Annotated in this window: 19 protein-coding genes; 7 read left to right on the top strand and 12 right to left on the bottom strand. The window is 71.9% G+C overall.

Going from position 1 to position 17,280, the window contains the following annotated elements; all coding sequences use genetic code 11:
• Positions 1-2 precede the first annotated feature (2 nt).
• From IE250_RS12155 to IE250_RS12120, 8 genes are all read right to left on the bottom strand, one after another.
• Positions 3-1,208: a CaiB/BaiF CoA transferase family protein gene (locus tag IE250_RS12155; RefSeq protein WP_189669538.1), complete on the bottom strand. Its 1,206-nt coding sequence runs from the start codon at positions 1,206-1,208 to the stop codon at positions 3-5.
• The gene (locus IE250_RS12150; protein WP_189669537.1) at positions 1,201-2,736 is read right to left on the bottom strand and encodes an HAL/PAL/TAL family ammonia-lyase; all 1,536 of its coding nucleotides are present in this window, start codon (positions 2,734-2,736) and stop codon (positions 1,201-1,203) included. The genes IE250_RS12155 and IE250_RS12150 overlap by 8 nt, the downstream gene beginning before the upstream one ends.
• 2 nt (positions 2,737-2,738) lie before the next feature.
• A complete protein-coding gene (locus tag IE250_RS12145; RefSeq protein ID WP_268247817.1) occupies positions 2,739-2,987 on the bottom strand; it encodes a urocanase-related protein in 249 nt (82 codons plus the stop codon).
• 49 nt (positions 2,988-3,036) lie between these two features.
• Positions 3,037-3,957, bottom strand: coding sequence for an ABC transporter substrate-binding protein (locus IE250_RS12140; protein ID WP_189669536.1), 921 nt, complete (start codon positions 3,955-3,957; stop codon positions 3,037-3,039).
• Positions 3,958-4,044: 87 nt separating this feature from the next.
• Entirely contained in the window at positions 4,045-4,764 is a 720-nt protein-coding gene (locus IE250_RS12135; protein ID WP_189669535.1) for an ABC transporter permease, read from the bottom strand.
• Positions 4,761-5,411 carry an ABC transporter permease gene (locus IE250_RS12130; protein WP_189669534.1) on the bottom strand — a complete coding sequence of 217 codons (651 nt, stop codon included), beginning with the start codon at positions 5,409-5,411 and terminating at the stop codon, positions 4,761-4,763. The genes IE250_RS12135 and IE250_RS12130 overlap by 4 nt, the downstream gene beginning before the upstream one ends.
• Positions 5,408-6,529: an ABC transporter ATP-binding protein gene (locus IE250_RS12125; protein ID WP_189669533.1), complete on the bottom strand. Its 1,122-nt coding sequence runs from the start codon at positions 6,527-6,529 to the stop codon at positions 5,408-5,410. Before IE250_RS12125 ends, IE250_RS12130 begins: the two co-directional genes overlap by 4 nt.
• On the bottom strand, positions 6,526-7,206 hold the full coding sequence (locus tag IE250_RS12120) for an IclR family transcriptional regulator (protein ID WP_189669532.1): 681 nt from the start codon (positions 7,204-7,206) through the stop codon (positions 6,526-6,528). Before IE250_RS12120 ends, IE250_RS12125 begins: the two co-directional genes overlap by 4 nt.
• Positions 7,207-7,403: 197 nt before the next feature.
• On the opposite strand from IE250_RS12120, the gene IE250_RS12115 reads away from it, so the two are divergent.
• From IE250_RS12115 to IE250_RS12105, 3 genes are read left to right on the top strand one after another with little or no spacing between them, the layout of a single operon-like run.
• Entirely contained in the window at positions 7,404-8,840 is a 1,437-nt protein-coding gene (locus tag IE250_RS12115; protein ID WP_189669531.1) for an aromatic amino acid ammonia-lyase, read from the top strand.
• Positions 8,841-8,896: 56 nt separating this feature from the next.
• Positions 8,897-10,054, top strand: a complete 1,158-nt coding sequence (locus tag IE250_RS12110) for a GTP 3',8-cyclase MoaA (protein ID WP_189669530.1) — start codon at positions 8,897-8,899, stop codon at positions 10,052-10,054.
• Between the two features lie 58 nt (positions 10,055-10,112).
• Positions 10,113-11,405, top strand: a complete 1,293-nt coding sequence (locus tag IE250_RS12105) for a glycosyltransferase family 4 protein (protein WP_229872381.1) — start codon at positions 10,113-10,115, stop codon at positions 11,403-11,405.
• Here the strand turns inward: IE250_RS12105 and IE250_RS12100 are convergent.
• From IE250_RS12100 to IE250_RS12090, 3 genes are all read right to left on the bottom strand, one after another.
• Positions 11,371-11,790, bottom strand: coding sequence for a molybdenum cofactor biosynthesis protein MoaE (locus tag IE250_RS12100; RefSeq protein ID WP_189669528.1), 420 nt, complete (start codon positions 11,788-11,790; stop codon positions 11,371-11,373). The two genes, IE250_RS12105 and IE250_RS12100, sit on opposite strands and share 35 nt — an antisense overlap.
• Positions 11,791-11,821: 31 nt before the next feature.
• Complete coding sequence (locus IE250_RS12095) at positions 11,822-13,060, bottom strand: molybdopterin molybdotransferase MoeA (protein WP_189669527.1); 1,239 nt, start codon at positions 13,058-13,060, stop codon at positions 11,822-11,824.
• Between the two features lie 140 nt (positions 13,061-13,200).
• A complete protein-coding gene (locus IE250_RS12090; RefSeq protein ID WP_189669526.1) occupies positions 13,201-13,689 on the bottom strand; it encodes a dsRBD fold-containing protein in 489 nt (162 codons plus the stop codon).
• 145 nt (positions 13,690-13,834) lie between these two features.
• Between IE250_RS12090 and IE250_RS12085 the strand changes: the two genes are divergently transcribed.
• Complete coding sequence (locus tag IE250_RS12085) at positions 13,835-15,007, top strand: XdhC family protein (RefSeq protein ID WP_189669525.1); 1,173 nt, start codon at positions 13,835-13,837, stop codon at positions 15,005-15,007.
• Between the two features lie 91 nt (positions 15,008-15,098).
• The gene (locus tag IE250_RS12080; protein WP_189669524.1) at positions 15,099-16,100 is read left to right on the top strand and encodes a S66 family peptidase; all 1,002 of its coding nucleotides are present in this window, start codon (positions 15,099-15,101) and stop codon (positions 16,098-16,100) included.
• Here the strand turns inward: IE250_RS12080 and IE250_RS12075 are convergent.
• The gene (locus IE250_RS12075) at positions 16,087-16,449 is read right to left on the bottom strand and encodes a hypothetical protein (protein ID WP_189669523.1); all 363 of its coding nucleotides are present in this window, start codon (positions 16,447-16,449) and stop codon (positions 16,087-16,089) included. The two genes, IE250_RS12080 and IE250_RS12075, sit on opposite strands and share 14 nt — an antisense overlap.
• Before the next feature lie 43 nt (positions 16,450-16,492).
• Between IE250_RS12075 and IE250_RS12070 the strand changes: the two genes are divergently transcribed.
• Together IE250_RS12070 and IE250_RS12065 are read left to right on the top strand one after the other, a co-directional pair.
• A complete protein-coding gene (locus tag IE250_RS12070) occupies positions 16,493-16,666 on the top strand; it encodes a hypothetical protein (RefSeq protein WP_189669522.1) in 174 nt (57 codons plus the stop codon).
• A gap of 95 nt (positions 16,667-16,761) precedes the next feature.
• Positions 16,762-17,181, top strand: a complete 420-nt coding sequence (locus tag IE250_RS12065; RefSeq protein ID WP_189669521.1) for an Hsp20/alpha crystallin family protein — start codon at positions 16,762-16,764, stop codon at positions 17,179-17,181.
• The last annotated feature ends 99 nt before the right edge of the window (positions 17,182-17,280 follow it).

Raw genomic sequence — 17,280 nt, 5'->3', positions numbered from 1 at the left:
CGTCACACCACCCCGCTCGCGCGCAGATCCGCGATCTCCTGAGCAGAGAGTCCCAGGTCGTCCGCGAGGATCTCGTCGGTGTGCTGGCCGAGGGTCGGCGCTGCGAGATCCGTCGACCGGGCGGCCGCGCTGAAGTGCACGGGCTGCGGGACGACACCCACGGCGCCCGCGACGGGATGTTCGACCGACTGCACGAGACCGCGGTGCGCGGCGTGCTCGCTTGCCGCGACTTGGGCGATGTCCCAGATCGGGGCAGCGGGAACGCCGGCGTCCTCGAGCTCGGCGACGATGGTGTCGACGGACCGCGCGGAGGTCCAGGACTCGATCAGCGCGCGGAGGTCGTCCTGATGAGCCATGCGGGCCGGGTCGCTCGCGAAGCGCACGTCCGTCACCAGCTCCGGCTGCCCGAGGGCTCCGGCGAGCCGGGCGAAGAGCGGATCGTTCGCCACGGCGATCACGACGTGCCCGTCGGCGGCCGCGTAGCCGTCCATCGGCGCGCTGATCGGATGGCTGTTGCCGATGCGCCCGGGCAGTGGGGCGCCGCCGAGCAGCTGGGACAGCGACACCATCTGCAGCGAGAAGATGGAGTCGAGCATCGCCACATCGACGTGCTGACCGGTTCCGGTGGCCGCTCGCTGCAAGAGGGCGGCGAGCGCACCCCAGGACCCATAGATCCCGGCGACGACATCGCCGACGGCGTCGCCGATGCGGGTGGGCGGGCCGTCGGCCCAACCGGTGACGCTCATGATCCCGCCCATGGCCTGCACGATGTGGTCGTACGCGGCGCGCTTGGACAGCGGTCCGCTCTGCCCGAAGCCGGAGATGCTGACGTAGACGAGCTTGGGGTTGATGGCCTTGACGGTCTCCCAGTCGATGCCGAGGCGGGCGGTGACACCGGGCCGGAAGTTCTCGATCAGCACGTCGGTCTGCTCGATCAGCTTCAGGAGCAGGGCATGCCCCCGTTCCGATTTCAGGTCGATGGTGATGCTGCGCTTGCCCCGGTTGAGGAGCATGAAGTACGTGCTCTCGCCGTTCTGGTGCGGCGTGAAGTGCCGGGAGTCGTCTCCATGCTCGGGTAGCTCGACCTTCGTGACCGTCGCGCCGAGATCACCGAGCATGGCTGCGCACAGCGGGCCGGCGAGCACGCGCGCCAGGTCGAGCACTCTCACCCCGTCCAGCGGAGCGGTGGAGGGAGTCGTGTCAGGCATGCGCGTTGTCCTTCACGGTGGTGGCGATGATGCGGTGCAGCGTTCCGTCGACGACGAGAGTGCGCACCGACTCGATGTCGGGGGCGATCTCTGTGTCGATCGTGCGGTGGGAGACATGGGACCGGATGGCGTCGTAGACCGCGCCGGTGCCGGCGCCGGGGCGCAGCGGCACGTGGAACTCGACGGCCTGCGCGGCGCACAGGAGTTCGATGGCCACGATGATCTGCGCGTTCGCCGTCGCCTGGCCGGCCTTCCTCGCCGCCGTCGTCCCCATGCTGACGTGGTCCTCCTGCCCGGCAGACGTCGAGACGGTGTGCACTGTGGAAGGTGCGGCGAGCCCTCGGTTCTCGCCCGCGAGGGCGGCGGCCGCGTACGGAGGGATCATGAAGCCGGACGCGCCCGACGTGCCGTCCATGAGGAAGGCCGGCAGCTCGCTGTAGTGATGATTCGTGAGGCGATCGGAACGGGCCTGCGACATCGTGCTGAGCTCGGCCACGGCGATGGCCAGGTAGTCGAGAGCGAGGGCTGTCGGAGCCCCGTGCCCGTTTCCTCCGGGCAGGGCGGTGAGCTCCCCGTCCTCCACGACGAAGACCGGGTTGTCGGTGACCGAGTTGATCTCGACCCCGATGACCCGCTCCACCTCGGTGAGTGCGTCTCGTACTGCGCCGTGCACCTGGGGGATGCACCGCAGGCTGAGCGCGTCCTGCAGCCGGTGCGTGCGGTGGGCCGCGAGGATCTCGCTCGAGGTGAGGAGCGCCCGGAGCCGCTGGGCTGTTTCGACCTGGCCGGGGTGCGGCCGCACAGCCTGCAGCCGAGCGTCGTAGCCGCGGCTGTTGCCGCGCAGCACCTCGAGAGAGAGGGCGCCGGCAGCGTCGGCGACGTCGACGAGTCTCCGGGCCGCGTGCACGGCGAGTGCGCCGACGCCGGTGATCTCGTACGTACCGCTGATGAGCGCGTGTCCCTCGCGGGGTCCCGGCTCGATCCGTTCGACTCCGGCTCGCCGGAGCGCTTCGGCGCCGGGGAGCAACGCGCCCTCGAACCAGGAACGCCCCTCTCCGAAGACCGCCAACCCGATATGGGCGGTCGCCGTGAGGTATCCGACCGAGCCCTGCGCCGGCGCCCACGGCGTCACGCCCTTGTTGAGCATGTCGACCATCGTCTGCAGCAGGCGCACCCCCACGCCGCTGAACCCCTGCGCGAGCGCCTTGATCATGGTGGTCATGATCGCGCGCACGGCGCACTCGTCGTGGGGCTCGCCCACGCCGCTGGCGTGGCTGCGCAGCATGCCAAGCTGGACATCGGCGACCCGTTCGGTCCCCACCCCGACGGTGTAGAGGTCGCCCACTCCTGTGGTGAGCCCGTAGACGGGTCGTCCCGAGTCGAGAACGTCCGCGATCAAGGCGTGGGTGCGCGCCACTCCTGCCAGCGCGGCGGGGTCGAGTTCGACGTGCGCGCCCCGGGCGACGGCCACCACCTCGTCGAGGGAGGTGGTGGCTGCGCCGAGAATCACCGTGGTGCCGGAGTGCACGATCAGACGCTCTGCGCCGCGACGGCCGGCGTCTTCGACGCGGTGTCCGGCTCGGCGGCGGCGCGCGCCGCCTCGAGCATCGGAATGCGGACTCCGTGCTGCTCGGCTACCTCGATGGCCCGCTCGTAGCCGGCGTCGACGTGCCGGATGACGCCCGTGCCGGAGTCGTTCGTCAGCAGACGCTCGAGCTTCTCCGCGGCGAGCGGGGTGCCGTCGGCGACGGAGACCTGCCCGGTGCGGCTTCCGATCATGGTGGTTCCTTTTTCAGTGGTGCAGCAGCAGCGGGTGCCGGGCCGCGGGTCAGCCGAGGTCGTGCTCGCTCAGCCAGTCGGCCGCGACGTCGTCGATGCTCTCCTCATCGGCGAGACGGCCGTTCATCTCGATCAGGTCCTCCGTGGTGAGCGCCGCCGAGATGGCGTCGAGGACCGTCGTCACCTCATCGGAGGCCTGGTCCTCGGCGATGATCGGCACGATGTTCTGCGCGCGGAAGAGGTTCTTGTTGTCGACCAGCGAGACGAAGTCGTTCTCCTCGATCGCCGGGCTGGTGGAGTAGAGGTCGGCCGCGGCGATCTGGCCGTTGGCGAGAGCGCTGATGGTGAGCGGTCCACCGACGTCGAGGGTCCGGAACTCCTTGAAAGTGAGGCCGTAGACCTCCTCGAGACCGACGACGCCCTCGTGCCGGGTCTTCCACTCCGGCGGCCCGCCGAGCACCAGGTCGGACGCGTGGGGGACGAGGTCCTCGATGGTCTCGAGGTCGTACTCCTCCGCGGTGGCGCGAGTGACGGCGAGGACGTCGGAGTCCTGCGCGTCGGAGGGCGTGAGCATAGCGATTCCCTCCGGCAGAGCCTCGGCCAGCTCGGTGGCCACGTCCTCCGGTGCGGTGCCGGTGGCGTCGCTGTTGAGGTAGCTGAGCGTGGCTCCCGTGTACTCGGGCAGCAGGTTGATCGATCCGTCGAGCAGAGCCGGCATGTAGACCTCACGGCTGCCGATGTTCAACTTCGTGGTGGCGTCGACGCCGGCCGCGGTGAGCGCCTGGGCGTAGATCGTGGCGAGCAGCTGGCTCTCGGGGAAGTCGGCGGACCCGACGGTGATGCCGCCCGTCGACGCAGCGGGCGTGTCGGCGGCGAGCGGATCTCCGCCGGAGCTCGACGAGCACGCCGAGAGGGTGAGGGCAGTGGTGGCGGCGAGGGCGGCCAGGGCGAGGGCGGGGCGGGTTCTCATTGCTGTCCTTTGGTCGGATGTGAAGGGTCGGATGTGAAGGGTCGGATGTGAAGGGATGGAGCGAGGGAACTGAGGGGAGAAGGGGAGTCAGGCGGTCGCAGTCGTCGCGAGAACCGGTTGAGCGGCAGTGGCGCGGATGCGGCGGCGGGTGAGCCCGGGAGACACCGCGAACCGCCCGATCAGGCCGATGCCGAGATCGACCAGCAGCGCGAGGGCAGCGACGAGTACGGCTCCGGCGAGCATCTGGTCGTAGTCGTTCTGCGCTCGGCCGTCGATGATCAGCCGGCCGAGACCGCCCAGTGAGACGTAAGCGGCGATCGTGGCCGTCGAGATGACCTGCAGGGTGGCTCCGCGGAAGCCGGACAGGATGAGGGGTAGTGCGCACGGCACCTGCACCGCGAAGAGCACCTTCAGCGGCCGATAGCCCATCCCGACCGCCGCGTCGACCGCGGCGGCGTCGACGGCGCGGACGCCCGCGTACGTGTTCGTCATGATCGGGGGGATGGCCAGCAGCACCAGAACGATGAGACTGGGGATCACGAAGGCCAGCTCCGAGGCAAACGCCGGGGCGATGACGATGACCAGCAGGATGACCAGGCCGAGTGTCGGCAAGGCCCGCAAAGCGTTGGCGACACCTGCGATGAAGAACGTGCCCTTGCCGGTATGGCCCACGTAGAGACCGATCGGCACCCCGATGACAGCTGCGACGAGCAGCGAGAGGCCGGTGTAGATCAGATGCTGCACCAGGAGTGTGCCGATGCTGTCGCTGCCGGTCCAGTGCGCCGGGTCGAGGAGATAGTCGATCATGCGTGCACCGCCCTCGGCGTCCAGGGCGTGAGCCTGCGAGCAAGCAGCACGACGAGACCATCGAGCACGACCGCGAGCACCAGGCAGAGCACGATGCCCACGATGATCGGTGTGAGGAATCGAAGCTGCGCGCCCTGCGTGAACAGCAGCCCGAGCTGCTGGGTGCCGATCAGCGCCGCGATGGAGACCACGCTCACGTTCGAGACGACGGCGACGCGCAGGCCCGCCGCAATCACCGGCACGGCCACGGGGAGCTCCACGGACACAAGGCGCTGCAGAGTCCGGTATCCCATCGCCTGAGCGGCCTGCACGGTCTCCACCGGCACCGAGTCGAGGCCGTCCGACACGGTGCGCACGAGCAGAGCGACCGTGTAGACGGTGAGAGCGACGACCACATTGAGGGGGTCGAGGATGCGGGTGCCAAGGATCGACGGCAGCATGACGAACAGTGCGAGCGAGGGGACGGTGTAGAGCAGACCTGTCGTCCCGAGGACTACCGATTTGAACGCGCCGCTGCGGTGCGCGACCCATCCGAGTGGTAGTGCCATGGCAAGGCCGATGACAACGGGGACGACCGACAGCCCGAGGTGCCACACCAGCAGGACGAGGATGGAGTCGGATTCCCGCACGATCCAGTCGAGGTTCATGAGGCGGTGCCCCCGGTCGTGACGCCGGCGGCGTGGATCTCGGCAAGGGACCCGACGACCTCGGCGGCCGTCACTGAGCCCACCAGGGCGCCGTCCTCGTCCACCAGGACTCCGCGCCGGCTCGGCGCGCTGAGGCTGGCGTCGAGAACATGGCGCATCGTTCCCGTGCGGTGTGCCACGGTTCCACTGAGGTTGAGGTCGCTGAAGGAGATCGGAGCGCGCAGTGTGCGCGGTTCGACCCACCCCAGCGGATGTGCGCGTTCGTCGACGACGAGCAGCCAGTCGTCGTCGGTGGCGGCCCGCGCGTCCTCGACGCTGCTGCCGATCGGCACCGAGGGTTCGGAGCGCACCACGAGACCGGGAGCGGCGGCGACGAAGCCGAGCGATCGATACCCGCGGTCGCGTCCCACGAAGTCGGCCACGAAGGCGTCCGCGGGAGCGGTCAGCAGCTCCTCGGGGGTGGCGAGCTGAGCGAGCTTGCCGCCAGTGCGCAGAACGGCGACCTGGTCGCCGAGCTTGAGCGCCTCGTCGATGTCGTGCGTGACCATGATTATGGTCTTGCCGATCTCGCGCTGTAGTCGCAGGAACTCGTCCTGCAGCTGGCTCCGGACGACGGGATCGACGGCGCTGAACGGTTCGTCCATCAGCATGAAGTCGGGGTCGGAGGCGAGCGCGCGAGCGACGCCGACGCGTTGCTGCTGACCGCCCGACAACTGCCACGGATATCGGGAGGCGAAGGTGGCGGGCAGCCCTACGCGTTCGAGGAGCTCACCGGCGATCAGCCGCGCTTGGCGCTTGGATGCTCCGGAGAGCCGTGGGGTCGCAGCGACGTTGTCGAGAACGGTGCGGTGCGGGAAGAGGCCCGCATGCTGGATCACGTAGCCGATGCGACGCCGGAGCAGCGCCTCGTCCATGCCATTGGTCGATTCGCCGTCGAGCAGGATGTCGCCGGACGTGGGACGGATGAGTCGGTTCACCATGCGCAGCGAGGTGGTCTTCCCGCAGCCCGAAGGACCCACCAGCACCGTCAGCTTGCCGGTCGGGGCGTCGAAGGTGAGGTCGTGCACCGCGTGCGTTCCGTCGGGGTACACCTTGGAGACGTGCTCGAACGTGATCATGCCGTGGCTCCTTCGAGGTTCTGGCCCGCCGGACCACCGAGCTCCGACGAGATGGTGGCGACCTCGGCGGCGAGCAGCCGCCCGTAGCGGGCCGCGTCGTCCTCGCTCAGCCGGTAGCTCGGGACGACGAGGCTCATGGCGGCGACCACGCGCCGGCCCACCTGGATCGGTGCGGCGATCCCGGTGACGTCGCTCTCGACGCCGCTCCTGACGAGCGCCCAGGACCCGGGCGGGACCGCGCCGGTGAGGGCCTGCCCCGCGGCCGTACCGTCCAGCGGGATGGTGCCGCCCACCCAGCTTCGATGCCGGATCGAGTGCGAGCCCTCGACGATGGCGATGTAGAGCGCGGTCTCGTGGTGGCCGATGCTGCTCAGGTACACGGACTCGCCGGTCGCTTCCGCTAGCGTCTTCATCGCGGGTCGCGCGAGGTCGACAAGAGACTCGTTGCTCAGCGCCTGCGCGCCGAGCTGGATGATCCGCCCGCCCGGCGTGAACGAGGCGTCGTCGTCCCGGCGGACGAACCCCGCGCCCTCCAGCGTGCGCAGCAGCCGCAGGGCGGTGCTGGGTGCGAGCCCGGTGGCGCGGGCCGCCTCGGAGAGGTTGGCCCGCCCCCGCTCGCAGACCACGGCGAGGAGCGCGAGCACCCGCTCGGCTGTCCTGGTCCCGGCCTCTGCCATGTCTGGGTCCCTCCACGCGTCGTGTGCTGCCGTGTCCTGCGTCGAACTTTCTCCAGCGAAAGTAGGGGCCGGGAGTTTTCGGCAGATCGCCAGCACATTGCCACTGTGTAAAACTCTCTTGCCACTGGGCGGCACTACTCTGACCGGCACAATGGCAGGTGGTGGATACACGGGACACAAGAGAAAGGGCCGCGCCGATGATCGAGCTTGGCGGGAGCGCAGTACTGGCGGACGTGGTCGCCGTCGCCGACGGCGGGCGCGCGCGTGTGCCCGACGCCGCGATCGAGGAAGTGGGCCGGGCGCACGAGCTGACGCGCCGGCTGAGCGCGGAGGTGCCGATCTACGGCCGGACGACGGGCGTGGGCGCGAACAAGTCCGCCGCCGTCGTCGACGACGATGCCCACGGGCTCCGGCTCTTGCGCAGCCACGCGGTGGACGCAGGCCCGGAGCTGCCCGAACGGGCGGTGCGGGCGATGCTCGCGGTGCGGCTCAACCAGCTCTGCACGGCCGGGTCGGGCGTGGACCCGGCGGTGCTGCGCGCGCTGGAGGGGATGCTGAACGGGAATGCCCTGCCCACCGTCCGCGCGCACGCCTCGATCGGTACCGGCGACCTCGGGGCACTGGCCGGCACCGCCCTGACCCTCATGGGCGAGCGCCCGGCGACGGGGCCGCTCGAGCCCATGGGGCCCTGGAGCAGCGACAGCGCGCTGCCGTTCATCAGCTCGAACGCCCTCACGATCGGGCGCACCTGCCTCGTGGTCGACGCCCTCGGCCGGCTCGACCGTGCCGCCGCTGCCGTCTACGCGCTCAGCTTCCGCGGGCTCGACGGCAACCCGTCGGTTCTCTCGCCCGCCGCCGTGCGAGCCGCTGCCGCCCCCGGGGTGGACGTCGTGGCCGAACGTGCGCGGCGCCTGCTGGAGGTCCCGGCCGGGCCCACGGGGCAGTCCGCGGTGCCGCCGGCCCGGATCCAAGACGCCTTCGGGCTGCGGGCGTTCCCGATCAGCCAGGGAGCCTTCACGCACGCGCTCGGGGTGCTGGCCGAGCAGGCGGGCCGGGTCCTCGGCGTCGCGCAGGAGAACCCGCTGTTCGACCTGGCCGGCGAAGCCGTGGTCCACCACGGCGCCTTCCACCAGGCCGCGCTCGGGCTGGCGCTGGACGGGTGCAACCTCGCCCTCGCCCAGACCGGGCCGCTCGTGATGTCCCGGATCGGGATGCTCAACGAGCCCGCCCTCACCGGGCTCCGGCCGTTCCTCGCGACGGGTCAGGTGGGCGCCTCGGGCCTGATGATGGTCGAGTACGTCGCCGCGAGCGCACTCGGCGAGCTGCGCGCGGCGGCGCAGCCCGCCTCGCTCGGCACCGTCGTGCTCTCCCGCGGCGCCGAGGAGGACGCGAGCTTCGCATCGCAGGCCGTCGTCCAGGCGGAACGGGCGGTCGCCGCCTACCGGACGCTGCTCGCCTGCGAGCTGGTCGGAGCCGTGCGGCTGCTCCGCCAGCGCGGTGTCGTGCTGCCCGCTGGACCGCTGAACGACGCGCTCGAGCTGGCCGCCGCGCTGCCGGCCGACGACGCCGACCGGGACCAGCGGGACGACCTAGAGATCGCCCAGAAGCTGCTCGACGCGCTCGCGTGGGTGTAGTGCCGACAGGTGGTCGGGCCAGCGGGCAGCGGTACGGGCTGGACTACTCTCGGGGAATGGCCGCTGTCACTCTCGGGATCCCGTCGGTGCGCGGCGTGCCCCGGCGGGCCGCCGCCCCGGGGGGCAAACCGCGCCCCGAGACCCCGCTGCTCGTCGACCGGTACGGGCGCGTCGCGCGTGACCTGCGCGTCTCGATCACGACTGCGTGCTCGCTGCGCTGCACCTACTGCATGCCCGCCGAGGGCCTGCCCCTCGTGCCGCGCGACGAGCTGATGACGCCGGACGAGATCGGCCGGCTCGTCGGCATCGGCGTCCGCGACCTCGGCATCCGCGACATCCGGTTCACCGGCGGCGAGCCCCTCATGCGGCGCGACCTGGAGCAGATCATCGGCGCGGCGCGGACCGCGGCCGACGACGGCATGGCCGCCGTCCGCGGCTCCGGGGCGACCCCGTCGCCGTCGGGCCCTCGCGCGGCCCCCGAGCGCGTCCGCATCGCCATGACCTCCAACGCGCTCGGGCTCGACAAGCGTGTGGACGCCCTGGTCGCGGCCGGGCTGGACCGCGTCAACGTCTCGCTGGACACGGTGGACCGGGAGGCGTTCGCGACCCTGACGCGGCGCGACCGCCTCGACGACGTGCTCAAGGGGATCCGCGCGGCCCTCGCCGCCGGGCTGGCGCCGGTCAAGATCAACGCGGTGCTCCTGCCCGAGACCCTGGTGGGCGCGGCCGACCTGCTCGCCTGGGCCGTAGAACACCGCTGCAACCTGCGCTTCATCGAGGAGATGCCGCTCGACGCCGACGGGCAGTGGACGCGCGACGACGTCGTGAGCGCCGCCGACCTGCTGGGCGTGCTGCAGTCCCGCTTCACGCTCACCCCGGCGGGCCGCGAGGACCCGTCGGCCCCGGCGGAGGAGTGGCTGGTCGACGACGGCCCGGCCACCGTCGGGATCATCGCGTCGGTGACCCGCTCGTTCTGCGGGGCCTGCGACCGCACCCGGCTGACGGCCGAGGGCACCGTCCGGTCGTGCCTGTTCGGCAACGAGGAGACCGACCTGAAGGCGCTGCTGCGCAAGGGCGCCACGGACGACGAGGTCGGCGACGCGTGGCGCGCCGCAATGTGGGCCAAGCCCCGCGCGCACGGCAGCGACGCCGTCGAGCTGGCGGCCGACGCGTTCGCCGAGACCCAGCGCAGCATGGGCGCCATCGGCGGCTGACCCCTCTGGCTGTGGGCGTCTTACGGGCTTTCCGGGCGGACGTGGTTGAATCACGCCCGTGATTACAGCGACCGATCGGCCGCATCGCATCATGATCGTGACCGACGCCTGGGAGCCGCAGGTGAACGGCGTCGCCACGGCCCTCTCGCGCACGGTGGTCGAGCTGCGCCTGATGGGCTGCGCGGTCGAGGTGGTCACGCCCTGGGACGGCTACCGGACCATCCCCCTGATCACCTACTCCGAGATCCGCGTGCCGATCCTGGCCCGCGACGACGTGGAACGGCGGTTCCTGGAGTTCGCGCCCGACGCCGTACACATCGCCACCGAAGGCCCGCTCGGCTGGTACGCGCGCGCTGTCTGCGACCACTTCGGCTTCCCGTTCACGTCCAGCTATCACACCCAGTTTCCCGAGTACCTGAGCGCGCGCTGGTCGTGGATCCCGCTCTGGGCCGGGTACCAGTACATGCGCAGGTTCCACGACAAGTCCGGCCGCGTGCTGGTCGCGACGCCGACCATGCGCGAGCAGCTCACCCACTGGCGCATCCGCAACGTGACGCCGTGGAGCCTCGGCGTGGACACCGAACAGTTCCACCCCCGCCGTCGCGCCGCCGACGCCTCCGCAAGCTCCGGGCAGCGCGGCGTGTTCGCCGGCCTGCCCGGACCGATCTTCCTGTACGTGGGGAGGCTGGCCGTGGAGAAGAACGTCGAGGCGTTCCTCGCCCTCGACCTGCCTGGCTCGAAGGTGGTGGTCGGCGACGGCCCCGCCCGCGCCGACCTGCAGGCCCGCTACCCCGACGCGCACTTCCGGGGGCGCCGCTCGGGCGACGACCTGGCCCAGCACTTCGCCGACGCCGACGTGCTCGTCTTCCCGAGCCGCACCGACACGTTCGGCCTGGTCATCCTGGAGGCGATGGCTTCGGGCACACCGGTGGCCGGGTTCGACGCGCCCGGCCCCCGCGACCTCATCCCGGGCTCCGGCGCGGGCGCCGTCGACGACGACCTGCGCGCCGCGTGCCTCGCCGCGCTCGACTGCTCCCGCGAGGACACCCGCCGGTACGCCGAGCTCTTCTCCTGGCGGGCCTGCGCCGAGGCGTTCTACGCCCAGCTCGACGTGCCGCCGCCGCCGGTGCGGGAGCGCATCTGGCGGCGCGGGATCCAGCGGCTGCCGAGCCTCAGCCTGTCCGGCCTGAGCATGCCGAGCCTGACCATGCCCGGCCTCACCCTGCCCGGTCACACCCTCTCCGGACTTTCGAGGCCCAGCCTGACCCTGCCGGGCCGCACGATCGGCCGGGCGGTCACGCGGGTACGCCGGATCGCTACAGGCCTACCCATTCGGACTCGCCGTCGGTGAACTGCTGCTTCTTCCAGATCGGCACCTCGGCCTTGATGCGCTCCACCAGCAGGGAGCACGCCTCGAACGCCTCCTTGCGGTGCCCGGCCGACGCCGACGCCACGAGCGCGACGTCCCCCACCTCGAGGTGCCCGTACCGGTGCGTGGCGGCTACCCGCAGGCCGGTCTCGGCGGCCACCGCCTGACACACTTTTTGCAGGACGGCGGTCGCGTCGGGGTGCGCCTCGTAGTCGAGGCTGGTGACGTCGCGGCCGCTGTCCTCGTCGCGCACCACGCCGCGGAACGTGACCACGGCACCGCACTCGGGTGCGGCCACCGCCGCCTCGACGGCCCGCCCGACGGCCTCGTCAAGAACGTCCTGCGTCACGCGCACTACCTCGTCCATCACGTATCCCTCGTCGTCCGTCGGTGCGACGTCACAGCGGCCACGCGGCCACCTCGGCACCCGGTTCGAGCGTAGTCGCGGCCGCGGGGACGTCGATCAGCACGTCCGCCGCCGCCATCGACGCCACGAGGTGCGACCCCGGCCCGCCGACGACCGCGACGCGCGGTTGGGCGCCGGCGTCGTGCACCCACCGCCCCCGCAGCAGCTGCCGCTTCCCGGCCGGCGAGACGACGGCGTCGTCGAGCACCGCGCGAACCCGCTCGACCGGCGGCAGGCCGCCCGCCCGCCGCAGGACGTCCCGGAGGAACACGACGAACGAGACCTGCGCGCTGACCGGGTTGCCCGGGAAGGCGAGCACGGGCGTGCCCGCGATCCGGCCGAACCCCTGGGGCCCGCCGGGCTGCATCGCCACGGAGCGGAACGTGACCTCGGGCAGGGCGTCCTTGACCACCTCGTACGCGCCCTGGCTGACGCCCCCGGTCGTGAGCACCAGGTCGCACAACGCGGCCGCGCGCTCCAGCCCGACGCGCACGGTCTCCGGGTCGTCGGGCACGGTCAGGCGCAGGCCCACCCGCCCGCCCGCGGCACGAACGGCGGCGCTGAGCGCGGGACCGTTGGCGTCCCAGATCTGCCCGGGGCCGGGCTCGCCGTCCGGCGGGACGAGCTCGCTCCCCGTGGACACGACCGCCACCGAGACCGGCACCAGGACAGTCAGGCGGGCGATGCCGCACGCGGCGGCAGCCGCCACGTGGTGCGGCGCGAGGACGGTGCCGGCGCGCAGCACGACGTCGCCCGCGGCGACGTCGGACCCGGGCTCCCGCACGAACTCCCCGGCGGCCCGCCGGCGCGCGACCTCGACCTTCGTAGCCGGAGTGTCCCCCGCACCGTTGAAGGTCACATGGTCGGTGTCCTCGACGGGGATCACGGCGTCCGCGCCGTCGGGCACCGGGGCGCCGGTCATGATCCGGACCGCCGTGCCGGGCTCCAGCGGGGCCGGCTCGCCGGGCGCGGCAGCGACGTCGCCCGCGACGGGCAGGGTGACGGGCGCGCCCGGGGCGGCCGAGGCGACGTCGGCGGCCCGTACCGCGAAGCCGTCCATCTGCGAGTTGCGGAAGCGGGGCAACGGCCCGGGGGCTACGACGTCGTGCGCAAGCACCCGGCCGAGCGCGTCCCGGTGGATCGATACCTCTTCGGTCGGCCGGTCGGCGAGCTCCGCGAGAAGCTCCGCGACGTCGGCCCGGTGCAGTTCCACGTCCACGCGCTCGCTCATGTCCGCAACCTACCCGGCGCTCAGCGCGGGAGGCACGCCCGCAGGGGCCGCACCCGGGTCGAGCACGCTCGGCCCGGGTGCGCATGCCCGGCCACGCTCCGGCCGCCGCTTCACCCGTCGGTCATGCGCCCGCCTCCGGACTATTCGTGAACGTGCGCCTTGTGCCCGACCGCCGCGGAGACGTCCGCCTCGGCCATGGCGATCAGTCGGTCGGCCAGCCGCCGCAGCGCCCGGGCGGCTGCGATCTCGTCGCCGATCTGCGGAACCTCCGGGTCCTCCGGTGCCTTCCTGGCGTGCCCGACGCCGCGCAGCGCACCCGGTGGGCCCTTCACCACGGTGGCCTCCGCCGTCGTGCTGCCGCCTGACTCGACCACGGTGACCCGGACGTCCCAGGTGAGCGAGCGCCCCGGCCGATGCTCCTCCCACTCGCTCGATTCCAGGCGAGCCTGCGGTTCCACGAACGTGTCCGGACCGGGGTAGACGAGCGTCTCCTCGCCGGTGTCGGACCACTTCACGCGGAAGGGCGGCGAGCCGTCGCCGTGGGGACACTCGGTCACCACGCCGTCGCGCACCGCGCCGCCGACCACTCCAGAGGCCGTGACTATCCGGTCGCCCACTGCTGCCTTCATAGGTTCCTCCTCGCGTCGCTGCGGTTCCTTCCATCATGGCCCCGCGCCCCGGTCTGCGACACCCAGGTGCCGCGGATCCGGCGAACGGCCGATGACCCGCGCCGGCGGGGCGAGAATGGAGGCTCTCGCTCACAAGGAGGCCCGCATGCGGGATGTGCTCCCACAGCTGCTCGACTGGTGGCGTGCCGACGAGCGCGCGGCCGTGGCAACGGTCGTGCGCACGTTCCGGTCCGCGCCGCGCGAACCCGGCGCCGCGATGGCCGTGGGCCCGGGCGGCGAGGTCGTCGGATCGGTGTCCGGCGGGTGTGTCGAGGGCGCCGTCTACGACCTCTGCCTCGAGGTCGCCGAGACCGGTCGCCCGGTCCTGGCGCGCTACGGCGTCTCCGACGATGCCGCCTTCGAGGTGGGCCTGACCTGCGGTGGGACCATCGAGGTCCTTGTCACGCCCCTCTCCCGGCAGACCTGGCCGGGCTTCGAGAGGTTCGCCCAGGCCGTGATGGGCACGGGGATCCCGCTGCCCGACGGCGGCCTGCCCGCATCGGGCGTCTGCCTCGCCACGGTCATCGCTGGGCCTGACGACGGCGTGCTCGGCCGCCATCTCCTCCTTCCCCGCGCAGAGGCAGGCGCGGACGAGGGACTCCCGGACGGCGGGCTCGGGCACAGCGGGCTCGATGCCGCGGTGACCGTGGACGCCGTCGGACAGGTCGCGGCCGGTGTCTCCGCCGTACGCGAGTACGGGCCGCGCGGGGAGCGCACCGGCACCGGGACGCAGGTGTTTCTGCAGGTCTTCGCCCCGCGCCCGCGGCTGCTGGTGTTCGGCGCCATCGACTTCGCGGCGGCCATGGCGCGCGTTGGCCGGCTGCTCGGGTACCGCGTCACGGTGTGCGACGCCCGCCCCATCTTCGCGACACCCGCCCGTTTCCCGGAGGCCGACGAGGTCGTGACCGAGTGGCCGCACCGCTACCTCGCCGCCGAGATCGAAGCCGGGCGGGTGACCGCGCACGACGCGGTGTGCGTGCTGACCCACGACGCCAAGTTCGACGTGCCGCTCCTGCGCACGGCGCTCACCAACCTGCCGGCCGGTACCTACGTGGGCGCCATGGGCTCGCGGCGGGCGCATGCCGAACGGGAGGCGCGGCTGATCGAGGACGGTGTTCCGCCCGAGGCGCTGGCGCGGCTGCGCAGCCCGATCGGACTGGACCTGGGCGCGCGCACTCCGGACGAGACGGCTGTATCCATAGCGGCGGAGATGATCGCCGCCCGGTCGGGCGCCTCCGCCCGCCCGCTGCGCGAGACGGACGGCCCGATCCACGGCTGAGCGTGATGCACGTCCGAACGGCGCCCCGTGCACACTCGTACGCCGCCGAGGTGCGAGAGCCGAGGAGAAGACGTCGCCCTAGGCTGCGGGCATGTTCGAGTCAGCACAGACCGTCGTCCCGCCCAAGCTCCGTCCCGGTGACACCGTCCGGGTGGTCGCGCCCGCAAGGTCGCGGTCGATGATCATGGAGCACGACAACACCCGGTGGATCGACGAACGGTTCGCCGCCATGGGGCTCACCCTCACGTTCGGCGAGCATGTCGACGAGGACGACCAGTTCCGCAGCACCTCGATCGAGCACCGGGTGGCAGACCTGCACGCCGCGTTCGCCGACCCTGGCGTGGCGGGGATCATCACCGTGATCGGCGGGTTCAACAGCAACGAACTGCTCCCCCACCTGGACTTCGACCTCATCGCGGCCAACCCGAAGGTCTTCTGCGGATACTCGGACATCACCGCGCTGCAGAACGCGATCCTGGCCCGCACCGGCCTGGTCACGTACTCCGGCCCGCACTGGTCGAGCTGGGGCATGCGCGACCACTTCGAGCCCACCGGCGACTGGTTCCGCGCCGCGGTGACCAACGACGCCCCGATCGCGGTCGAACCCGCGCCCGCCTGGACCGACGACATGTGGTTCGCCGACCAGGACGCCCGCACCCCGGTCCCGAACGAGGGCTGGTGGCCGCTGCGCCCGGGGCAGGCCTCCGGCCGGATCGTCGGCGGCAACCTCGGCACGCTCAGCCTGCTGCAGGGCACCGCCTACATGCCGTCGCTGGACGGCGCACTGCTGTTCCTCGAGGACGCCTTCGAGTCGGACGCTGCCCACGTCGCGCGGCAGCTCACCTCGCTGCTCCAGCTGCCCGACGCCGACGGCGTGAAAGGGCTGGTCATCGGCCGGTTCCAGGCCGCCTCCGCCGTGACGCGTGAGGCGCTCGACGAGATCGTGGCGCGCCAGCCGGCGCTGCGCGGCAAGCCTGTCCTGGCCGGCGTGGACTTCGGGCACACGAGCCCGCTGCTCACGTTCCCGGTCGGCGGCGAGGCGGAGCTCGTCGTAGGCGAGGACGGGACAAGGCTGACGATCACGCGGCACTGATGCGGTCGGCACCTCGGGCGGCCAAGAGCCGGTCGGCAAGAGCCGCCGTCGCGACCAGCCCTGCAAACGCGACGACCGCACCTCGGCCGAGTGCCTCCTCGACATACGCGACCGTCCCGACGGCGGCCGCGACCGCCCCGAGCGCGCACCCCACTACCAGCGACGCCGCCACAGCGACAATGACAAGACCCGCCAGCCGGGGCGTGAGCCCACGCAGCGTCTCGCGTGCGGCCAGCACCACTGCGGCAAGGGCGATGGCCAGCACCAACGCCACCCCGGCCCACAGCCCGCCGAAGTACGACATGACGTACCGGATCGCGAGGGCCCTTGCCGCAGCGCTCCTCGACACACTGCCTGCTCACCCGGTCTTCTCGTCCGAGGATGCAGAGGCCATGACTGGTGGCGCGATCTCCACCGTGCATGCGGCCATCGGCCGGCTGCGCGACGGCGGAATCATCCGGCCGCTCACAGACCGCACGCGAAACCAGGTCTGGGGCACGGTCGCTCTGCTGGACGAGCTCGGCGACCTCGGCCTACGCATCGGAGTCCGCGCCCGCGCGGCCTGAACCCAGCCGTCGTCGTCCGCCGTCAGCGAATCCGGAAATTGAGTCGGGTCGACTCAGGTTGTACCGATCATCAATCCGATCCGGAGGAGAACAACATGACCACCGTTCTGACCCGTTCACCGTTCGCCCACACCTGGCTGCGCGACTCGTGGAGCCCGCAGCTCGCCGTCAACGAGGGCCCCGTGCCCGCGGCCGACGTCTACCGTGAGGGCGAGGACCTCGTCGCCCGCCTCGACCTGCCCGGCGTCGACCCGGCCGACGACATCACCGTCGAGGTCGAGGGCCGCAAGCTCGTCGTACGCGGCGAGCGCAAGGACCAGCGTTCGGAGGAGTCCGAGGGCCGCCGCATCTCGGAGGTCCGCTTCGGTTCCTTCCGCCGTGTCGTCACGCTGCCGAAGACCGTGGACGGCGACGCCGTCCGCGCGTCCTACGACGCGGGCGTCCTGACGGTCACCGTGCCCGGCGTCTTCGCCGGCACGACGCCGCAGCGCATCGAGGTCACCACCGCCGCCTGACCAGCCGGCGCGGCGCAGGCTGCCGCGCCGGGGGAATCATGATCCCGCCGGGTGGGTAACGCACAGGGAGCATTGCTACCTGTCCGTTACCCACCCGGC

This window comes from Promicromonospora soli (assembly GCF_014653785.1).
In the GTDB taxonomy this organism is placed as follows: Bacteria; Actinomycetota; Actinomycetes; order Actinomycetales; family Cellulomonadaceae; genus Promicromonospora; species Promicromonospora soli.
Note: the sequence above shows the minus strand (reverse complement) of the source record. Positions and strands in the feature narration are given on the sequence as shown.